The following is a 16012-nucleotide window of genomic DNA, read 5'->3' as shown; positions in this document are numbered from 1 at the left end:
GCGCGATGCGGCGGGGCGCCGCGGTTCAATGCAAAGAGGGAGGCGCGCCTCCCTGGAGAATTCTGATCAGGGCGGTTGCGGCGGAGTCGCATCGAGTGCCGATGGCGACGCCGCCGTGCCCGGAGGCGGACGGGCACGTGGCCCGCCGCGGGTGCTGCTCGATTAGCCGAGGAGCTTCAGGACTTGCTGCGGCAGCGAGTTCGCTTGCGCCAGAACCGAGATACCGGCTTGTTGCAGCACTTGCGCCTTGCTCAGGTTCGCCGTTTCCGTCGCGAAGTCCGCGTCGGTGATCTGCGAGCGAGCCGCGGTCATGTTGGTTGCCTGGGTTTGCGTCGTCGAGATCGCAGCCTGGAACGTGTTCTGTGCTGCGCCGAGCGTTGCCTGGAACGTGTTGACTTGCTTCAGTGCCGCGTCGATCGCCGTGATCGCCGATTGCGCGCCCGACTGGGTGGCGACGCTCAGGGTGTTCACGCTCATGCCCGTGCTGTTCCAGTTCGCCGTGCCGAAGTCGACGGTCACGACCTGGTTCGCTGCTGCGCCGATCTGGAACGTGACGCTGCCGGCGCCGCCCAGGATGGTCTGGCTGTTGAACGTCGTTTGCGATGCGACACGGTCGATTTCGCTGAGACGCGTCGACACTTCAGCTTGCAGGTTCGCGCGAGCGCCCGAATCCAGCGAGCCGTCGCCCGCTTGTTGCGCCAGCGTACGGATACGCTGCAGGTTGTCGACCGTCGATTGCAGCGCGCCGTTGGCGGTCTGGATCATCGAGATGCCGTTGTTCGCGTTTGCAACACCTTGCGTCAGCGCATTGATTGCCGCCGTTTGCGACGTCGAGATCGCCAGGCCTGCTGCATCGTCGGCAGCGGTGTTGATGCGCTTGCCCGACGACAGGCGGTTGATTGCTTGCGACAGTGCGCTTTGCGAGCCCGACAGATTCGTCTGCGTCGTCAGCGAAAGGATGTTGGTGTTGATGTTCAGCATTTGCTTCCTCGTTTTGGAAAATGCCTGGGATACAGACAGGTTCTGATTTCGGCGTTGCGCTTTATCGCGACTGGCGCTGCCCGCCTTTCCTGGTTGACGGCGGCACCCGGCGAAAACTTTAGAGGGATGCGCAAGGAAATTCGGGACCGAAGGCGCGGTTCGCCGCGACGTCCTCGCCCGGCATGGCCCGCAGCGATTCCCGGCCGATCGCGCGCGGGCCTCGCGGGGCGGCATGCGCGGCCGCGTCGCACGGGGCGACGAGCCGGGATCAACAAAAGGATGGTTTTGTCTGTGATTTCCTGCTATGATGGCGGGCTGAATTGAGATTTCTGTCACGCCTTTGCCGTTTTCGGCATGTCTGCTGGCAGTCAAACGCGGCGCTGCACGCGGTTGTGAAGCGTACTCGCGGTGCTTTCCGCCTCTCTTTTCCGGCCTCCGAGGCCGTATTTCCGCTCGTTTCGCCTGTTGTGGGAACGCTCGGATGGCCGGTGCGTGGCGCTTGGCCGCTACGTTTTTGACCGTTTAAGCAATTTAGGAACGACATGACGACGATTCTTCTGAAAGAAAACGAGCCGTTCGAAGTGGCGATTCGCCGCTTTCGTCGCGCTATCGAAAAAAATGGCCTGATCGCTGAACTGCGTGAGCGCCAGTCTTACGAAAAGCCGACCGCAGTCCGCAAGCGCAAGAAGGCAGCAGCCGTCAAGCGTCTGCGCAAGCGCCTGCGCAGCCAGATGCTGCCGAAGAAGCTCCACTAAGCGCTTCTGACGGTTCGCCGCGAAACGGCGGAGTGTGCCTCGAAAGAGGCCGCTCCGCCGTTTTGCTTTTGCCGGTCGGGAAAATCCCGAGGCCGGGGCGGTGAGGTTCCGCCCCGGCCGCTGCCGACGCACGGCGGCGGGCGGGCCTTGCGGCTGCCCGCCGCGGCGTTCAGAAGTCGATCTTCGCGCTCAGGCTGACCGTGCGCGGGTCGCCCGGCTTCACGTAGTCCGCGTACTGGTATTCCCAGTAACGACGGTTCAGCACGTTGTCGATCGATGCGCGCAACGTCACGTCGTGGCGGCCGACCCGCGTCAGGTAGCGCGCGCCCGCGTTGACGACGAGAAAGCCCGGCGCGTCGAGGCCGCCGGCCGCGCGCAGCGGCGTCGCGCCGGTGAATTTCGCGTCGACGCCGAGTGTCAGCCCCGGCACGCCAGGCACCGCATAGCCGACTTCACCGGCGAGCACGAAGCGCGGCGCGCCGGCAACCCGGTTGCCGTTGTTGCCGATCCCGTTCGCGTACCACGCGTCGAGCAGCATCGCGTCGAAGCCTGCATTCCAGTGCGCGCCGAATCGCGCGCGCGCGCCGACCTCGATCCCTTGAATGATCGATTCGCCATCCTGCACGTAGACGTTCGCGGCATTCGCGTATTCGGCGCTGCGCTCGATCCGGAACAGCGCGGCCGTCGCGCTCCAGCGCGCGTGCTCGCTCTTGATCCCGAGCTCGTACTGCTTGCTGCGCAGCGGCTTGAGTACCTCGCCCGCGTTCGCATAGACGTCGTTGACGCGGCTGCCGGGCTCGAGCGATTCGGCGTAGCTCGCGTACGCGGTGGTGGTCGGCGCGAGCTTGAACATCACCGCGAAGGTCGGCGTCACCACGCCGTTCTGGCGATAGCCGGGATCCTCGGCGCCGTTCGCCTGAAACGAGCGCTGCTCGTAGTTCATGTAACGCACGCCGGCGAGCACCGACCAGCGCTCGGTCAACCGCACGGTATCGCTCGCGAACAGCGATTTCTGCACGATCTCGCTCGTGCGGTACTGGACGAAGCCGTGCGGGCTCTCGTAGCGGTACGGGTTCGGCGCGTAGAGATTGCCGGCGCCGAGCGGCACGAACACGCTGTTCGCCGAATAGTCGTTCGCCTGCTTCTGCCACGACGCGCCGAGCACGATCTGGTGGCTGAACGGGCCCGTGCGCACCTTGCCCTCGACCATCGCGCGCCACTGGCTGAAGCGGTGATCCTCCATGCCGACGTAGCGGCTGTCGGTGTAGTTGCCGGCCGCGTCCTGCAGGTACAGCGTGCTTTCGTTGCGCCGGCGCGTCGCCTTGCTGTAGCTGTACGCGACGTCGAGCTGCCAGTCGGGCGCGAGCTGGTATTGCAGCCCGGCCGTGTAGAGCTGCAGGTTCGTGTTCAGGTACTGGTCCTTGCCGCCCAGGTTCGTCGACCCGCCGCTGATCGTGGCGGGCAGTGCGCCGCCCGGATAGCTGCCGGTGAAGATCGACGGCGTCTGGCCGGTCGTGCGGCGGTCCTGGTACAGCGCGCCGAACGACACGGAGAGGTCGCGCGTCAGGTTCGCCTGCAGCGCGAGCGACACGCTGTCGCGGCGGATGTTGCCGTCGTTGTACGTCTTGCCTTCCTCGTGCGTCGCATTCAGCCGCGCGCCGAACATGTTGCCGGGCCCGAAGCGCTGGCCGAGATCGACATGCTCGGTCCAGACGTTGGTGCTGCGGTAGCCGATGTCGACGCTGCGCACCGGTTCGGCGCCCGGCTGCTTCGTCACGTAGTTGACGACGCCGCCCGGCGTCACGAAGCCGTACAGGAAGCCGCCGAGCCCCTTCAGCAGCTCGACGCGCTCGAGCTGCTCGTAAGGCATCGTGATGCCGTACGTGACGAACGGCAGCCCGTCGATCTTGTAGCCGTTCTGCCAGTCGAGCTGCATGCCGCGCACGGTCAGGTAGCTGGCCCACGCGCTGTACGCGCCGCTGTTGTCGGACACCGACGCGTCGTTCGCGAACACGTCGCCGAGCTTGTATGGCTGACGCGCCTCGAGCTCTTCCGACGTGACGATCGTGGTCGAGAACGGCGTGTCGAGCTGCCGGCGTGTGCCGAGCGCACCGGTCGAGATCGTGTCGGTCAAGTGTTGCGGCGAATCGTGCGCGGCCGTGATGTTGAGGGCAGGCAGCAGCGCGGCGTCGCCCGGCGAATCGTCCGCATGCGCGAGCGAGGCGGCAAGGCAGGCGAGGGCGGCGACGACGCGGCGTGGACGGACGGGAGGGCGGGCAAGGCTGACGGTCATGGCGAGCGAGTAAAAATGCGAGTAAGAATCATTCGCATTGCGTTAAAATGTCGCGCATCGTATCAAAACCCGCCGAACGCGCAACAATTCCATGCCGCGCACAAGGGCATCCGGCCTCGTCCGACTGGGCCGGATGGCCGTTGCGCGGTGCCCGACCTGAAATGAACCGCATCCCGTCGAATCGGGGCCGCCGCTCGTGCCGGCCCGCTTTCCTTTCGCTGCGCACGCGATGAATGCGCTCCTGCGACCGTTGCTCGTGCGCCTGCACCGCTGGTTCGGGCTCGCCATCGCGCTGTTCCTGTTCGTCGCGGGGCTCACCGGCGCGCTGATCGCGTGGGACCACGAGCTCGACGCGGCGCTGAACCCGGATTTCTATACCGCGCGCAGCGGCGCGACGCCGCTTGCGCCGCTCGAACTCGCGGCGCGCATCGAGGCGGCCGATCCGCGCGTGCAGGTGACCTATCTGCCGCTCGCGGTCGAACCGGGGCACACGCTGCAGGCGGGCGTGACGCCGCGTACCGATCCGGCGACCGGCCAGCCGTACGCACTCGGTTTCAGCCAGATCGCCGTCGATCCCGCGACCGGCGCGGTGCAGGGCCGCCGCGAATGGGGCGCGCCGTCGCTCGCGCGGCTCGACCTGATGCCGTTCATCTACCGGCTGCACTACTCGCTGTTCCTGCCCGTGTACGGCGGGATCAACTTCGGGTTCTGGGTGATGGGCGTCGTCGGCATCGTGTGGGCGATCGACAGCCTGATCGCGCTGGTGCTCGCATTTCCGAACCCGAAAAGCTGGCGCAAGTCGTTCGCGTTCCGCGTGCGGCGCGGCGGCTATCCGCTCGTGTTCGACCTGCATCGCTCGGGAGGCGTGTGGGTGTGGGGGCTGCTGCTGGTCGTCGCGGTCACGTCGATCTCGATGAACCTTGCCGTTCCGGTCGTGCGCCCGCTGGTCTCGCTCGTTTCGCCGCTCGCGGAAACGCCGTATACGAATCCCGAGCATTTCCCGCCGGCCGCGCCGGGCAGCCAGGTGCTGCCGCGCGAGCGGATCGTCGAGATCGCGCGCTCGGCCGGACGCGACGCGGGCCTCGCCGCGCCGCCGGGCGCGCTGTTGTTCGCGCCGGCGATGAACGCCTATGCGGTCGGTTTCTTCACGCCGGGCAACGACCATGGCGACGTCGGGCTCGGCAATGCGTGGCTGTACTGGAATGCGGTGACCGGCGAGCCCGTGGCGGCTCAGGTGCCGGGCCGCGGTTCAGCCGGCGACCTGTTCATGCAGGCGCAGTTTCCGCTGCACTCGGGGCGGATCGCCGGTGTCGCCGGACGGGTCGCCGTGAGCGTGCTCGGCATCGTGATCGCGATGCTGAGCGTGACGGGCGTCTGCATCTGGGTGAAGAAGCGCAGCGCGCGCGTGCGGGCTGCGCGGAGTGCGCGGCCGGGCGTGCCGGCGTCGTCGCGGGCGGCGCGGTAAGGGCTGAGCGGCAAGGGCCAAGCGTCAAGCAGTACGCGGACGGTGCAACCAACGCGGGCCAGCGGCGCGGCGCCTGCGCCCAGCGTGTGCCTGCGCCGTCAGCCCGCCTTGCGCCGGCGTGCCGGCTGCTTGCCGCCGAGCGCCGCGCATTGCGCATGGCACGGGCAGCCGGCTTCGTGATCGTTGACCATGCCGGTCGCCTGCATCAGCGCATAGCAGATCGTCGAGCCGACGAACTTGCAGCCGTACGCCTTCAGCGCCTTGCTGAGCGCGTCGGACTGCTCGGTCGAGGCGGGCGCGTCGCGGTACGACTGCCACGCATTCTGGATCGGCGTGCCGCCGACGAACGACCACAGGAACGCGGCGAGCGACCCGTGCTCTTCGCGGATGCGCTGCACCGCGCGCGCGTTGGTCACCGCCGATTCGACCTTCGCGCGGTTGCGCACGATGCCCGGGTTTTCCAGCAATTTCTCGATGTGCCGGGGCGTGAAGCGCGCGACGGCGTCGACGTCGAAATCGGCGAACGCCTCGCGATAGCCCGCGCGCTTGTTCAGGATCGTCGACCACGACAGCCCGGCCTGCGCGCCTTCCAGGATCAGCATTTCGAACAGGTGGCGATCGTCGTGCGACGGCACGCCCCACTCGGTATCGTGATAGTGAGCGTCCGCTTCCGTCTTCACCCAGTTGCACCGCTGCGACATCGTCTGCCTCGTTTTCAGTGTCGATTCGATCGCGCCAGCATAGCGGAAGCCCTTTTGGCGGGATAGCCGGCCGAACGGCAGATGGGCGCGCGGCGCCGATCCGGTTAAGCTTGGCGCCTGTTCGAATCAGCGGGATGAAGGCATGGCGGCATTACTTTTTGCGATCGGCATCGACGGCGGCGGCACGGGCACGCGCGCGGTGCTGGCTGACCGGGCGGGGCGCGAGCTCGCGCAGGGGCGCGGCGGCCCGTCGGGGCTCGGGCTCGGCATCGAGCGGGCATGGGCGTCGATCGGCGCGGCCTGCGCGGATGCGTTCACGCAGGCCGGTCTCGCGTTCGACTGGTCGCAGTGCGCGCTCGGTTGCGGGCTCGCCGGCGTCAACAACGCGGCGTGGCTCGCCGCGTTCCGCGCGCAGGCGCCGCTTGGCGCACTGGCGATCGAGAGCGACGCGTACACGACCGTCGTCGGCGCGCATGGCGGCGCGCCCGGGCTCATCGTCGCGCTCGGCACCGGCAGCATCGCGGCGGCGCTCGATGCGGCCGGCGCGTGCCGGATCGCGGGCGGCTTCGGCTTTCCGTCCGGCGACGAGGCGAGCGGCGCGTGGCTCGGCGTGCGTGCGCTCGCCTACGCGCAACAGGCGCTCGACGGCCGCGTGCCGCGCGACGCGTTCGCCGCGGCGCTCCTCGCGGAAACGGGCGCGCAGGATCGCGACGCGCTGGTCCAGTGGTCGTGCGACGCGAACCAGACGATCTACGCGCGTCTCGCGCCCGTCGTATTCGCGCATCGCACGCATCCGGTTGCGCGCGCGCTGATCGCGCAGGCCGGCGACGAGATCGGCAAGATGATCGACGCGCTCGATCCGCAGCAGGCGCTGCCGGTCGCATTGTGCGGCGGGCTGGCTGACGCGCTCGCGCCGGCGGTGCCGGCGCGGCACGCCGCGCGGCTGCGCGCGCCGCTCGACGATTCGGCGCACGGTGCGCTGCGGCTCGCGCTCCAGGCGTTGCGGGCGGCGGAGGGCGGCTAAGGCGAGTGGCTAAGGTGAGCGGCTAAGGCGAGCGGCTAAGGCGAGCGGCTAAGGCGAGCGGCTAAGGCGAGCGGCTAAGGCGAGCGGCTAAGGCGAGCGGCTAAGGCGAGCGGCTAAGGCGAGCGGCTAAGGCGAGCGGCTAAGGCGAGCGAGGCGCGCGGCGGATGCCGCGCCGCAGCAGCCCGCAGCAGCCCCGCCTCAGCCCCCCCAGGGCGGCGCGTGCCCGGCAACGACCCGGCGCGCTGCCGGGTACGACGTTAAAATGGCGCTTCCTCCGTGCCGCGCGCGCCACTCTCCCGCCCCATGTACAAAGTCATCGCCACCGATCTCGACGGCACGCTGCTGAACAGCGACCACCAGCTCGACCCGTACACGATCGACACCGTTCGCCGGCTCGACCGCGACGGCGTGCAGTTCGTGATCGCCACGGGGCGCCACTATGCGGACGTCGCCGGCATTCGCGACGTGCTCGGCATCCGGCCGTACCTGATCACGTCGAACGGTGCGCGCGTGCATGCGCCGGACGACACGACGATCCACGCGCAGGACGTCGACGCGGCGATCGTTCGCCGCCTCGTGCAGCCCGAAGTCGCCGGCGCGCACGGCCGCGTGATCGTCAACCTGTTTACCAACGACGGCTGGCTGATCGACCGCGAAGCGCCGCACCTGCTCGAATTCCATCAGGATTCGGGCTTCCGGTACGAGGTGATCGACATGGCCGCGCATGACGGCGCCGCTATCGCGAAGGTGCTGTATATCGGCGAACCGGCCGATCTGGCGGTCGTCGCCGAGCAGATGCGCGTGCAGTTCGGCGATGCGCTGTACGTCACGTACTCGCTGCCCGACTGCCTCGAGGTGATGACCGCGAACGTGTCGAAGGGGCGCGCGCTGCGCACGGTGCTCGCGCGGCTCGGCGTCGATGCCGGCCACTGCATCGCGTTCGGCGACAACATGAACGACATCGACTTGCTCGAAACCGCCGGTCATGCGTTCATGATGAACAACGCGAATCCCGACCTGATCGCGCGGTTGCCTCACATTCCGCGGATCGGCAACAACTTCGACGCGGGCGTCGCCCGCCACCTGCGCACGCTGTTCTCGCTCGAAGACGACGTCGTCGCGTCCTGAGCGCCGGCCCCGTGCGCGTTTGCCGCGTGGAAATGAAAAACGGGCGCCAGGGGCGCCCGTTGAAATTGCCTGCCTCGATGTTCTTCGACAGCGTGAGGCTCGCTGCTCTGCTCGCTTGACCCCGTAGTGTTTATTCGCTTGTGCGAGCTGATGCGGGCAGCAGGTCGACGGCGTCGTCACGCCCGGCGACCAGCGGATAGATGATTCCGGCGAGCACCGCGCCGATCAGCGGCGCGACCCAGAACAGCCAGAGCTGGCCGATCGCGTCGCCGCCCACGAACAGCGCGGGGCCGGTCGAGCGCGCCGGGTTCACCGACGTGTTGGTGACGGGAATCGAGATCAGGTGAATCAGCGTCAGGCACAATCCGATCGCGATCGGCGCGAAGCCGGCCGGCACGCCGCGCTTGTCGGTCGCGCCGAGGATCACGAACAGGAAGAAGCCCGTCATCACGACTTCGCAGATGAACGACGCGGCGAGCGAGTAGTGGCCGGGCGAGCGATCGCCGAAGCCGTTCGTCGCAAAGCCGCTGCCGACCACGTCGAAACCCGGCTTGCCGGTTGCGATCAGGTACAGCACGAACGCGCCGAGCGTGGCGCCCACCACTTGCGCGACGATGTACGGCGCGAGATCGCGTGCCGGAAAGCGGCCGGCGACCGTCAGGCCGACGCTCACCGCCGGGTTCAGGTGGCAACCGGAGATGTGGCCGATCGCGAAGGCCATCGTCAGCACGGTCAGGCCGAACGCGAGTGCGACGCCGGCAAAGCCGATACCGAGGCCCGGAAAGGCGGCGGCCAGCACGGCGCTTCCGCATCCGCCGAGCACCAGCCAGAACGTGCCGAATACCTCTGCAGCGAGACGCTGAGAAAGATTCATGTAGGGACCTCGTTCGAGTGGGTTGAAGACCCGGGGCGACGCAACGGATTTATTCGGTCGTCCGGAATTGGTCTGGATTATAGGAAATGAATCGGGCCCGGGAGGGTAAACGATTGTTAAATTTGAATGGCTGACGAATGCCTTTTATTAGAATAAGTCCGCATTCTCGATATAGGCGATTCGGTTAAAGATGGCAGCATTAATTTCGAAGGGCAGGGCGGCAGTGCGGATGACGTAACGGATGTTGGTGTCCCGGCCCGATTCGCCGGGGCCGCATCATCGAAAAGGGGAGTCGAAAAATGTCTCAATACGCGAAACTCAAGGCGCAGATCGCCGATCTGCAGGCTCAGGCGGACGACGTGCGCCGCCAGGAAGTGGCGGCGGTGATTGCCGAAGTCCAGCAGAAGATTGCGGAATATGGGCTGACCGCCCAGGATCTGGGCTTCGCGGAGCGGGCGAAGCGCGGGCGCCCGCCGAAGAAGGCGCCGCTGCCGCCGAAATACCGTGATCCGAAGTCCGGTGCAACCTGGAGCGGGCGTGGCAAGCCGCCGAATTGGATCGTCGGGAAAAACCGCGATCGTTTCCTGATCGAATGACCGCAAGCCAAATAGAAAGAGCCGCATCGTCGATGCGGCTCTTTCGTTTTACGCGCCGATTTCGGCGCGGTTTTTACCGCGCATTTCCCGGCGGATTTCCGTGTCAGGCGCCCGCAACCCGGCGCAATGCCGGCTGCTTGGCGGCCGCGCAAAGCGATTCGTAGGTTTCGACGTAACGCCGCGCCATCGCCTTCGCGCTGAAGCGCGTGTCGAACCGTTCGCGGATCGCGGTGCGCGACAGGCTGTCGATCCGGTGCAGCGCGCCGACCGCGCCCTGCACGTCCTCGACGATGAAGCCGGTCACGCCGTCCTCGATCACTTCCGGCACCGAGCCGCGGTTGAACGCGACGACCGGCGTGCCGCAGGCCATCGCCTCGATCATCACCAGGCCGAACGGCTCCGGCCAGTCGATCGGGAACAGCAGCGCCTTCGCACCGGACAGGAACGCGGGCTTTTGCGCTTCGTTGATCTCGCCGATGAATTCGACGTGCGCTTGGTCGAGCAGCGGCTCGATCACTTCCTTGAAGTAGTCGGCGTCGGCCTTGTCGACCTTCGCGGCGATCTTCAGCGGCAGCCCGCTTTGCGCGGCGATGCGGATCGCGGTGTCGACACGCTTTTCGGGACAGATCCGGCCGAGGAACGCGAGGTATTCGGGCTTCACGTCGGGCTGCGGCGTGAGCAGCGTGTCGGGCAGCCCGTGGTACACGGTGCCGGCCCACGCGGCCTGCGGCAGCGGCTTGCGCTGGTTGTTCGAGATCGACACGACCGGCGAATCGGGGAACGCGTCGAACACCGGCTGCAGCTCCGGAAGGTCGAGGCGGCCGTGCAGCGTCGTCACGTACGGCGTGTCGAGGCGCGACATCAGCGGGAATGGCAGGTAGTCGAGGTGGAAGTGCAGCACGTCGAATTCGTGCGCGACCCGGGCGACCTGCTCGAGGAGCCGCATATGGGGCGCCATCGAGTCGCGGACCGACGGGTCGAGCCGCAGTGCGCGCGGCCACGCCGCCTCGAGACGGGCCGACGTGACGGAGTCGCCGCTGGCGAACAGCGTCACGTCATGGCCGAGTTCGACGAGCGCCTCGGTGAGATAGGACACGACCCGCTCGGTGCCGCCGTAGAGTTTCGGCGGGACGGCTTCGTAAAGCGGCGCGATCTGGGCAATTCGCATGGCTGTTCTCCAGTGTCGATCCGGGGGGCGCGCTGGCGCCGATGGGGATCCCGTACAAGGTGGCGGAACTCGCCGACGCACGCGCTTCGCGGTACGTGGCCGGGCCCTGGGCGGGTGCGCGGGGCGCCGGACGGCAAGCTGCGGGGCGGGCCGGCACGGCTCGCGCCGCCGCCCATTGGAGTCCATTATCGATATCGCCCTGAGGGGTTCGAGTGTTTTTTCAAACACTTAAGGCTTGTTACACGATGAAATACGCGAAAACCCCGAGAAAAAGGGCACGGAATCATGAACCGAGATAGCCTCGACTATTGTTGCGCTATCGTGAAAAACCACTATAATTTTTACCGATCCGATTGCCGGCGGCCCTGCTGGCGAGCCTTCCGCCACCGGCGCGGCGGGCATCGGCCTCCTCGCAACCGAATCCGCGTTGCAACCCGTTTTTCCAATAGCGCCTTTCAATCGGCCTTGTCAGAAAAATTCCTACACGGTTTACAGACAAATCCTGCATGGCATACGCCACTTCGCTGATACCGACATAAATCCCGTTTGGCCAAAATTCGCCCTGTAAGACTATAAACGAGCCGACTGAGCGCCTGGTGCGCACTGATCGAGCAAACGTTTTCATAACATGAATGGCCAAAGCAACGCTCTTTAACGGGGGAATCATGGGCACCACCAGCGAAATGCTCAGTGAGATCAAAGAGGTCAACCTGTCGTACCTCCTCCTCGCGCAACGACTGCTGCGGGAAGACAAGGCGATGGGTATGTTCCGCATGGGCATTTCTCAGGAACTCGCCGACGTGCTCGCCAACCTCACGCTCGCGCAGACCGTGAAGCTGGCCGCGTCCAACCAGATGCTGTGCCGCTTCCGCTTCGATGATCACGCGCTGCTGTCGTCGCTCGCCGACAAGGGCCGCAGCGATGTCGTCGCGCACGCCCACTCGGCCATCCTGATGGCCGGGCAGCAGGTCGAAGGCGTCCGCTGATCCATTCCGCCTTGCGTTCGTCCCGGCGCGCCGCGCCGGCCGGCAGCGTATTGGCCATTCATTCGAACAACGTCAAGCGGACGGTTATCACCATGGCAAGCAAAAGCGTCGTGATCGAGGTGAAGGAAATCACCCTCGCCATCGAACTGATCGAACTGGGCGCCCGGCTGCAACTGCTGGAGGCGGAGACGAGCCTGTCGCGGGACCGTCTGATCAAGCTGTACAAGGAACTGAAGGGCGTGTCGCCGCCGAAGGGGATGCTGCCGTTCTCGACCGACTGGTTCATGACGTGGCAGCCGAACATCCACTCGTCGCTGTTCTACAACATCTACCGGTTCATGCAGGACCACGGCCGCTGCGAGCCGATCCAGTCGATCGTGAAGGCGTACCGGCTCTACCTGGAGCACGTGAACCTGTCCGGCGACGAGGCCGCGCTGAGCCTCACGCGGGCATGGACGCTGGTGCGCTTCTTCGATTCCGGGATGCTGCAGATGACCCCGTGCACGCGCTGCGGCGGCCATTTCGTCGCGCATGCGCATGATCCGCATCAAGGTTTCGTGTGCGGCCTGTGCCAGCCGCCGTCGCGCGCCGGCAAGACGCGCAAGGCCGCCGCCGCGCGCGCCGAACTGGCCGCCGCCCTGGCCTGAGCGCCGGGCCGGGCAACGCCGGGCGGGGCGCGAGCGTCGCTCGGGCGGCGCCCGTGGGCCGCGCGAATCGTCCGCGCACTGCTGGTAAACACCGTCGGGCCGCCGCCGGGCGGCCGCGAAAGTTTTCCTGCCGACTGCCGTAAACCTGTTTAACGGCGGTCTTCCCGCCGGTCTTTCGTGAGGGACAGGCAGTGCTGATTATCGTGGGAACACTCGTGACGCTGTTGTCGGTCTTCGGCGGTTATGCGCTGGCGGGCGGGCATCTGGGCGCCTTGATCCAGCCCATCGAGGTCCTGATGATCGTGGGCGCCGGCGTCGGCGCGTTCATCCTCGGCAACGGCGGCAAGACCATCAAGGCCACGCTGCGCGTGCTGCCGACGCTCTTCAAGGGCTCGAAATACACGAAGGACGTCTATATGGAGCTGATGGCGCTTCTTTACGTGCTGCTCGCGAAGGCACGCAAGGAAGGCACGCTGACGCTCGAGGCCGACATCGACGATCCGGAAAAGAGCCCGATCTTCACGCAATACCCGAAGATCCTCGCCGATCACCACATCGTCGAATTCCTGACCGACTACCTGCGCCTGATGGTGGGCGGCAACATGAACGCGTTCGAGATCGAGAGCCTGATGGACGAGGAGATCGAGACGCACCACGCGGAAGGCGAAGGCCCGGCGCATGCGCTGATGCGCGTCGGCGACGCGATGCCGGCGTTCGGGATCGTCGCGGCCGTGATGGGCGTCGTCCACACGATGGCCTCGGCCGACAAGCCGCCCGCGGTGCTCGGCGCGATGATCGCGCAGGCGCTGGTCGGCACGTTCCTCGGGATCCTGCTGTCGTACGGGCTGATCGGGCCGCTCGCGAGCCTCGCGGAGCAGCGCGTGGCCGAGTCGACCAAGATGTTCCAGTGCATCAAGGTGACGATCCTCGCGACGCTGAACGGCTATGCGCCCGCGATCGCGGTCGAGTTCGGCCGCAAGGTGCTGTTCTCGACCGAGCGCCCGTCGTTCTCGGAGCTCGAAGAGCACGTGCGACGCGTGAAGGCGAAGTGAGGCGGAGCGACCGATGAGCAAGAGCAAGGATCGCGCGATCGTCGTCAAGCGGGTGGCCCCGGCGAAGAAGGGCCATCACGGCGGCGCATGGAAGCTCGCGTACGCGGACTTCATGACCGCGATGATGGCGTTCTTCCTGCTGATGTGGCTGCTGAGCTCGGTCACGCCGGTGCAGCTGAAGGGGATCGCCGAATACTTCAACATGCCGCTGAAGGCCGCGATCCTCGGCAGCGGCGACCGCAGCTCGCAGGATTCCAGCATCATCAACGGCGGCGGCCGCGACCTGTCGAGCGCGGACGCCGGCACGCTGCGCCGCACCGACGGCACGACGCCGCTTGCCGAGCGCCTCGCGAAGGCGGGCGACGAGCATTCGCGGTCGCAGGCGCAGGGCGCGCAGGACCGGCTCGAGCAGACGCGCCTGCACGACCTGCAGATCAAGCTGATGGCCGCGATCGAGGCCAATCCGACGCTGCGCCAGTTCAAGCAGCAGATCCGCATCGATTCGACGCTGATGGGGCTGCGCATCGAGATCGTCGATTCGCAGAAGCGGCCGATGTTCGCGATGTCGAGCGACCACGTCGAGCCGTACATGCGCGACATCCTGCGCGAGATCGGCAAGACGCTGAACGACGTGCCGAACCGGATCATCGTCCAGGGCCACACCGACGCCGTGCCGTACGCGGGCGGCGAGGGCGGCTACAGCAACTGGGAGCTGTCGGCCGATCGCGCGAACGCATCGCGCCGCGAGCTGATCTCCGGCGGCATGGACGAGGCGAAAGTGCTGCGCGTGCTCGGCCTCGCGTCGACGCAGAACCTGAACAAGGCCGATCCGCTCGATCCGGAAAACCGCCGGATCAGCGTGATCGTGCTGAATCGCAAATCCGAAGAAGCGCTGATGCGCGACGACGCGACGACGACGACGCTGTCCGCCGACGCGGCCGGTTCGAAGCTGCTCGCGCAGCAGCTCGGCGGCCCGACGCCGGCGGCGCGTCCGGTCGTGGCGAGCGCCGTGGCCGTGGCGCCGAAACCCTGACGTTTCCGAGACAGACATGATCCGAACCATTCTCGCCATCGACGACTCCGCGACCATGCGTGCGCTGCTGCAGGCGACGCTTGCGCAGGCCGGCTACGACGTGACGGTGGCGCCGGACGGCGAAGCCGGCTTCGACATGGCGGCGACGGCGCCGTACGACCTGGTCCTGACCGACCAGAACATGCCGCGCAAGAGCGGGCTCGAGGTGATCGCCGCGCTGCGCAAGCTGAGCGCGTACGCGGACACGCCGATCCTCATCCTGACGACCGAGGGCAGCGACGCGTTCAAGGACGCGGCACGCGACGCGGGCGCGACCGGCTGGATCGAAAAGCCGATCGACCCGGGCGTGCTGGTCGACCTGGTCGCCACGCTGTCCGAGCCGGCTGCCTCCTGACATGAACGCGACGAATTCAACCGGTGACCGGGCATGACTCTCGACATCACTCAGTTCTACCAGACCTTTTTCGACGAAGCGGACGAGTTGCTCGCGCAGATGGAGCAACTGCTGCTGAACCTGGACGTCGATTCGCCCGATCCCGAGGATCTGGCGGCGATCTTCCGCGCCGCGCATTCGATCAAGGGCGGCGCGGCGACGTTCGGCTTTTCCGCGCTGACCGATACGACGCACATCCTCGAATCGCTGCTCGACCGCGCGCGCAACCATGAGCTGACGCTGACCAAGGAGATGGTCGACGCGTTCCTCGAAACGAAGGACGTGCTGTCCGACCAGCTCGTCGACTACCGCGCGAGCGCCGAACCGGACGCGGCCGCCGCCGCGGCGATCTGCGCGAAGCTCGAACGGCTGAAGGCCGAAAGCGGCTCGGGCGCGCCCGCGGCAGCCGAGCCGGCGCCGGCCGCGCCTATGCCGGTCGCCGCCGCCGTGGCGCCGGCCGCCGAGCCCGTCGCAAGCGGCGATCGCGCGCCCGACCATGTGGTCGAGCAGGCCGTCGCGGCCGCGCATCCGGCGGCTGACGCCGATGCCGACGGCCCGCACCTGAAGATCACGCTGGTCGGCGTCGACGCGAAGGACCAGGCGCTGCTCACCGAGGAACTCGGCAACCTCGGCCGGATCGTCGGCCGCGAGGAAGCGGGCGCGGACCTGTCGCTGTGGGTCGAATCGGAGGTGCCGTCCGACGACATCGTCGCCGTGTGCTGCTTCGTGATCGACGAAAGCCAGATTCGCGTCGCACGCGGCACGGCGCCGGCCGCCGCCGGCGATGCGAAGGACGCCGCTGCCGTGGCCGCCGCCCCGGCCGCCCCGGCCGCCGCGGCCGCGCCGCCCGCACGCGTCGAGGTGTTCGCGCTGCAG

Annotated in this window: 17 protein-coding genes; 11 read left to right on the top strand and 6 right to left on the bottom strand. The window is 67.1% G+C overall.

Features of this window, described 5'->3' with window-relative positions; translation table 11 throughout:
* Positions 1 to 162: 162 nt before the first annotated feature.
* Complete coding sequence (locus LGN10_RS22275; RefSeq protein WP_059580654.1) at positions 163 to 981, bottom strand: flagellin domain-containing protein; 819 nt, start codon at positions 979 to 981, stop codon at positions 163 to 165.
* A 542-nt stretch (positions 982 to 1523) separates the two neighbouring features.
* Between LGN10_RS22275 and rpsU the strand changes: the two genes are divergently transcribed.
* A complete protein-coding gene (gene rpsU / locus LGN10_RS22270; RefSeq protein WP_226225050.1) occupies positions 1524 to 1736 on the top strand; it encodes a 30S ribosomal protein S21 in 213 nt (70 codons plus the stop codon).
* A 169-nt stretch (positions 1737 to 1905) separates the two neighbouring features.
* Here rpsU and LGN10_RS22265 read toward each other — a convergent pair whose 3' ends face one another.
* Entirely contained in the window at positions 1906 to 4029 is a 2124-nt protein-coding gene (locus tag LGN10_RS22265; protein WP_226225048.1) for a TonB-dependent siderophore receptor, read from the bottom strand.
* 229 nt (positions 4030 to 4258) lie between these two features.
* On the opposite strand from LGN10_RS22265, the gene LGN10_RS22260 reads away from it, so the two are divergent.
* Positions 4259 to 5494: a PepSY-associated TM helix domain-containing protein gene (locus LGN10_RS22260; RefSeq protein WP_226225046.1), complete on the top strand. Its 1236-nt coding sequence runs from the start codon at positions 4259 to 4261 to the stop codon at positions 5492 to 5494.
* 98 nt (positions 5495 to 5592) lie between these two features.
* Here the strand turns inward: LGN10_RS22260 and LGN10_RS22255 are convergent, their stop codons facing one another.
* Positions 5593 to 6195 (bottom strand): DNA-3-methyladenine glycosylase I, encoded by a 603-nt coding sequence (locus tag LGN10_RS22255; protein ID WP_059580665.1) that lies wholly within the window; start codon positions 6193 to 6195, stop codon positions 5593 to 5595.
* Positions 6196 to 6337: 142 nt separating this feature from the next.
* Between LGN10_RS22255 and LGN10_RS22250 the strand changes: the two genes are divergently transcribed.
* Positions 6338 to 7219 carry a BadF/BadG/BcrA/BcrD ATPase family protein gene (locus LGN10_RS22250; RefSeq protein ID WP_060008812.1) on the top strand — a complete coding sequence of 294 codons (882 nt, stop codon included), beginning with the start codon at positions 6338 to 6340 and terminating at the stop codon, positions 7217 to 7219.
* Between the two features lie 303 nt (positions 7220 to 7522).
* On the top strand, positions 7523 to 8347 hold the full coding sequence (locus LGN10_RS22245; protein WP_059578077.1) for a Cof-type HAD-IIB family hydrolase: 825 nt from the start codon (positions 7523 to 7525) through the stop codon (positions 8345 to 8347).
* Between the two features lie 130 nt (positions 8348 to 8477).
* Here LGN10_RS22245 and aqpZ read toward each other — a convergent pair whose 3' ends face one another.
* The gene (gene aqpZ / locus LGN10_RS22240; RefSeq protein WP_006489324.1) at positions 8478 to 9221 is read right to left on the bottom strand and encodes an aquaporin Z; all 744 of its coding nucleotides are present in this window, start codon (positions 9219 to 9221) and stop codon (positions 8478 to 8480) included.
* Between the two features lie 299 nt (positions 9222 to 9520).
* Between aqpZ and LGN10_RS22235 the strand changes: the two genes are divergently transcribed.
* Positions 9521 to 9817, top strand: a complete 297-nt coding sequence (locus LGN10_RS22235; RefSeq protein WP_021162849.1) for an H-NS histone family protein — start codon at positions 9521 to 9523, stop codon at positions 9815 to 9817.
* A 103-nt stretch (positions 9818 to 9920) separates the two neighbouring features.
* Here the strand turns inward: LGN10_RS22235 and LGN10_RS22230 are convergent, their stop codons facing one another.
* Both LGN10_RS22230 and LGN10_RS22225 read right to left on the bottom strand, forming a co-directional pair.
* The gene (locus LGN10_RS22230) at positions 9921 to 10985 is read right to left on the bottom strand and encodes a glycosyltransferase family 4 protein (RefSeq protein WP_059578080.1); all 1065 of its coding nucleotides are present in this window, start codon (positions 10983 to 10985) and stop codon (positions 9921 to 9923) included.
* Between the two features lie 316 nt (positions 10986 to 11301).
* On the bottom strand, positions 11302 to 11652 hold the full coding sequence (locus tag LGN10_RS22225; protein WP_226225096.1) for a hypothetical protein: 351 nt from the start codon (positions 11650 to 11652) through the stop codon (positions 11302 to 11304).
* On the opposite strand from LGN10_RS22225, the gene flhD reads away from it, so the two are divergent.
* The 6 genes from flhD to LGN10_RS22195 form a co-directional block, all read left to right on the top strand.
* Entirely contained in the window at positions 11651 to 11971 is a 321-nt protein-coding gene (gene flhD, locus LGN10_RS22220) for a flagellar transcriptional regulator FlhD (RefSeq protein WP_059578082.1), read from the top strand. The genes LGN10_RS22225 and flhD overlap by 2 nt on opposite strands.
* Positions 11972 to 12063: 92 nt before the next feature.
* Positions 12064 to 12618, top strand: coding sequence for a flagellar transcriptional regulator FlhC (gene flhC / locus LGN10_RS22215; protein ID WP_059578085.1), 555 nt, complete (start codon positions 12064 to 12066; stop codon positions 12616 to 12618).
* Positions 12619 to 12809: 191 nt separating this feature from the next.
* Positions 12810 to 13670: a flagellar motor stator protein MotA gene (gene motA / locus LGN10_RS22210; RefSeq protein ID WP_060310200.1), complete on the top strand. Its 861-nt coding sequence runs from the start codon at positions 12810 to 12812 to the stop codon at positions 13668 to 13670.
* A gap of 13 nt (positions 13671 to 13683) precedes the next feature.
* Positions 13684 to 14703 (top strand): flagellar motor protein MotB, encoded by a 1020-nt coding sequence (gene motB, locus LGN10_RS22205; RefSeq protein WP_059638390.1) that lies wholly within the window; start codon positions 13684 to 13686, stop codon positions 14701 to 14703.
* Between the two features lie 16 nt (positions 14704 to 14719).
* Complete coding sequence (locus tag LGN10_RS22200; protein ID WP_059578092.1) at positions 14720 to 15097, top strand: response regulator; 378 nt, start codon at positions 14720 to 14722, stop codon at positions 15095 to 15097.
* A gap of 33 nt (positions 15098 to 15130) precedes the next feature.
* Positions 15131 to 16012 (top strand): Hpt domain-containing protein (locus LGN10_RS22195; protein ID WP_226225045.1); only part of this gene is annotated, 882 nt, incomplete at its 3' end.

The organism is Burkholderia sp. AU32262 (genome assembly GCF_020419985.1).
Lineage (GTDB): Bacteria > Pseudomonadota > Gammaproteobacteria > Burkholderiales > Burkholderiaceae > Burkholderia > Burkholderia semiarida.
The sequence above is the reverse complement of the archived record's forward strand: the minus strand, read 5'-3'. Positions and strand labels throughout refer to the sequence as shown.

Bases quoted from the DNA above. Each gene is read 5' to 3' on its own strand.
- LGN10_RS22255 (WP_059580665.1), bottom strand. From the start codon at position 6,195: ATGTCGCAGCGGTGCAACTGGGTGAAGACGGAAGCGGACGCTCACTAT.
- flhC (WP_059578085.1), top strand. From the start codon at position 12,064: ATGGCAAGCAAAAGCGTCGTGATCGAGGTGAAGGAAATCACCCTCGCC.
- LGN10_RS22265 (WP_226225048.1), bottom strand. From the start codon at position 4,029: ATGACCGTCAGCCTTGCCCGCCCTCCCGTCCGTCCACGCCGCGTCGTC.
- LGN10_RS22200 (WP_059578092.1), top strand. From the start codon at position 14,720: ATGATCCGAACCATTCTCGCCATCGACGACTCCGCGACCATGCGTGCG.
- LGN10_RS22250 (WP_060008812.1), top strand. From the start codon at position 6,338: ATGGCGGCATTACTTTTTGCGATCGGCATCGACGGCGGCGGCACGGGC.
- motB (WP_059638390.1), top strand. From the start codon at position 13,684: ATGAGCAAGAGCAAGGATCGCGCGATCGTCGTCAAGCGGGTGGCCCCG.
- LGN10_RS22275 (WP_059580654.1), bottom strand. From the start codon at position 981: ATGCTGAACATCAACACCAACATCCTTTCGCTGACGACGCAGACGAAT.
- LGN10_RS22260 (WP_226225046.1), top strand. From the start codon at position 4,259: ATGAATGCGCTCCTGCGACCGTTGCTCGTGCGCCTGCACCGCTGGTTC.
- LGN10_RS22245 (WP_059578077.1), top strand. From the start codon at position 7,523: ATGTACAAAGTCATCGCCACCGATCTCGACGGCACGCTGCTGAACAGC.
- aqpZ (WP_006489324.1), bottom strand. From the start codon at position 9,221: ATGAATCTTTCTCAGCGTCTCGCTGCAGAGGTATTCGGCACGTTCTGG.
- rpsU (WP_226225050.1), top strand. From the start codon at position 1,524: ATGACGACGATTCTTCTGAAAGAAAACGAGCCGTTCGAAGTGGCGATT.
- LGN10_RS22225 (WP_226225096.1), bottom strand. From the start codon at position 11,652: ATGATTCCCCCGTTAAAGAGCGTTGCTTTGGCCATTCATGTTATGAAA.
- LGN10_RS22235 (WP_021162849.1), top strand. From the start codon at position 9,521: ATGTCTCAATACGCGAAACTCAAGGCGCAGATCGCCGATCTGCAGGCT.
- flhD (WP_059578082.1), top strand. From the start codon at position 11,651: ATGGGCACCACCAGCGAAATGCTCAGTGAGATCAAAGAGGTCAACCTG.
- LGN10_RS22230 (WP_059578080.1), bottom strand. From the start codon at position 10,985: ATGCGAATTGCCCAGATCGCGCCGCTTTACGAAGCCGTCCCGCCGAAA.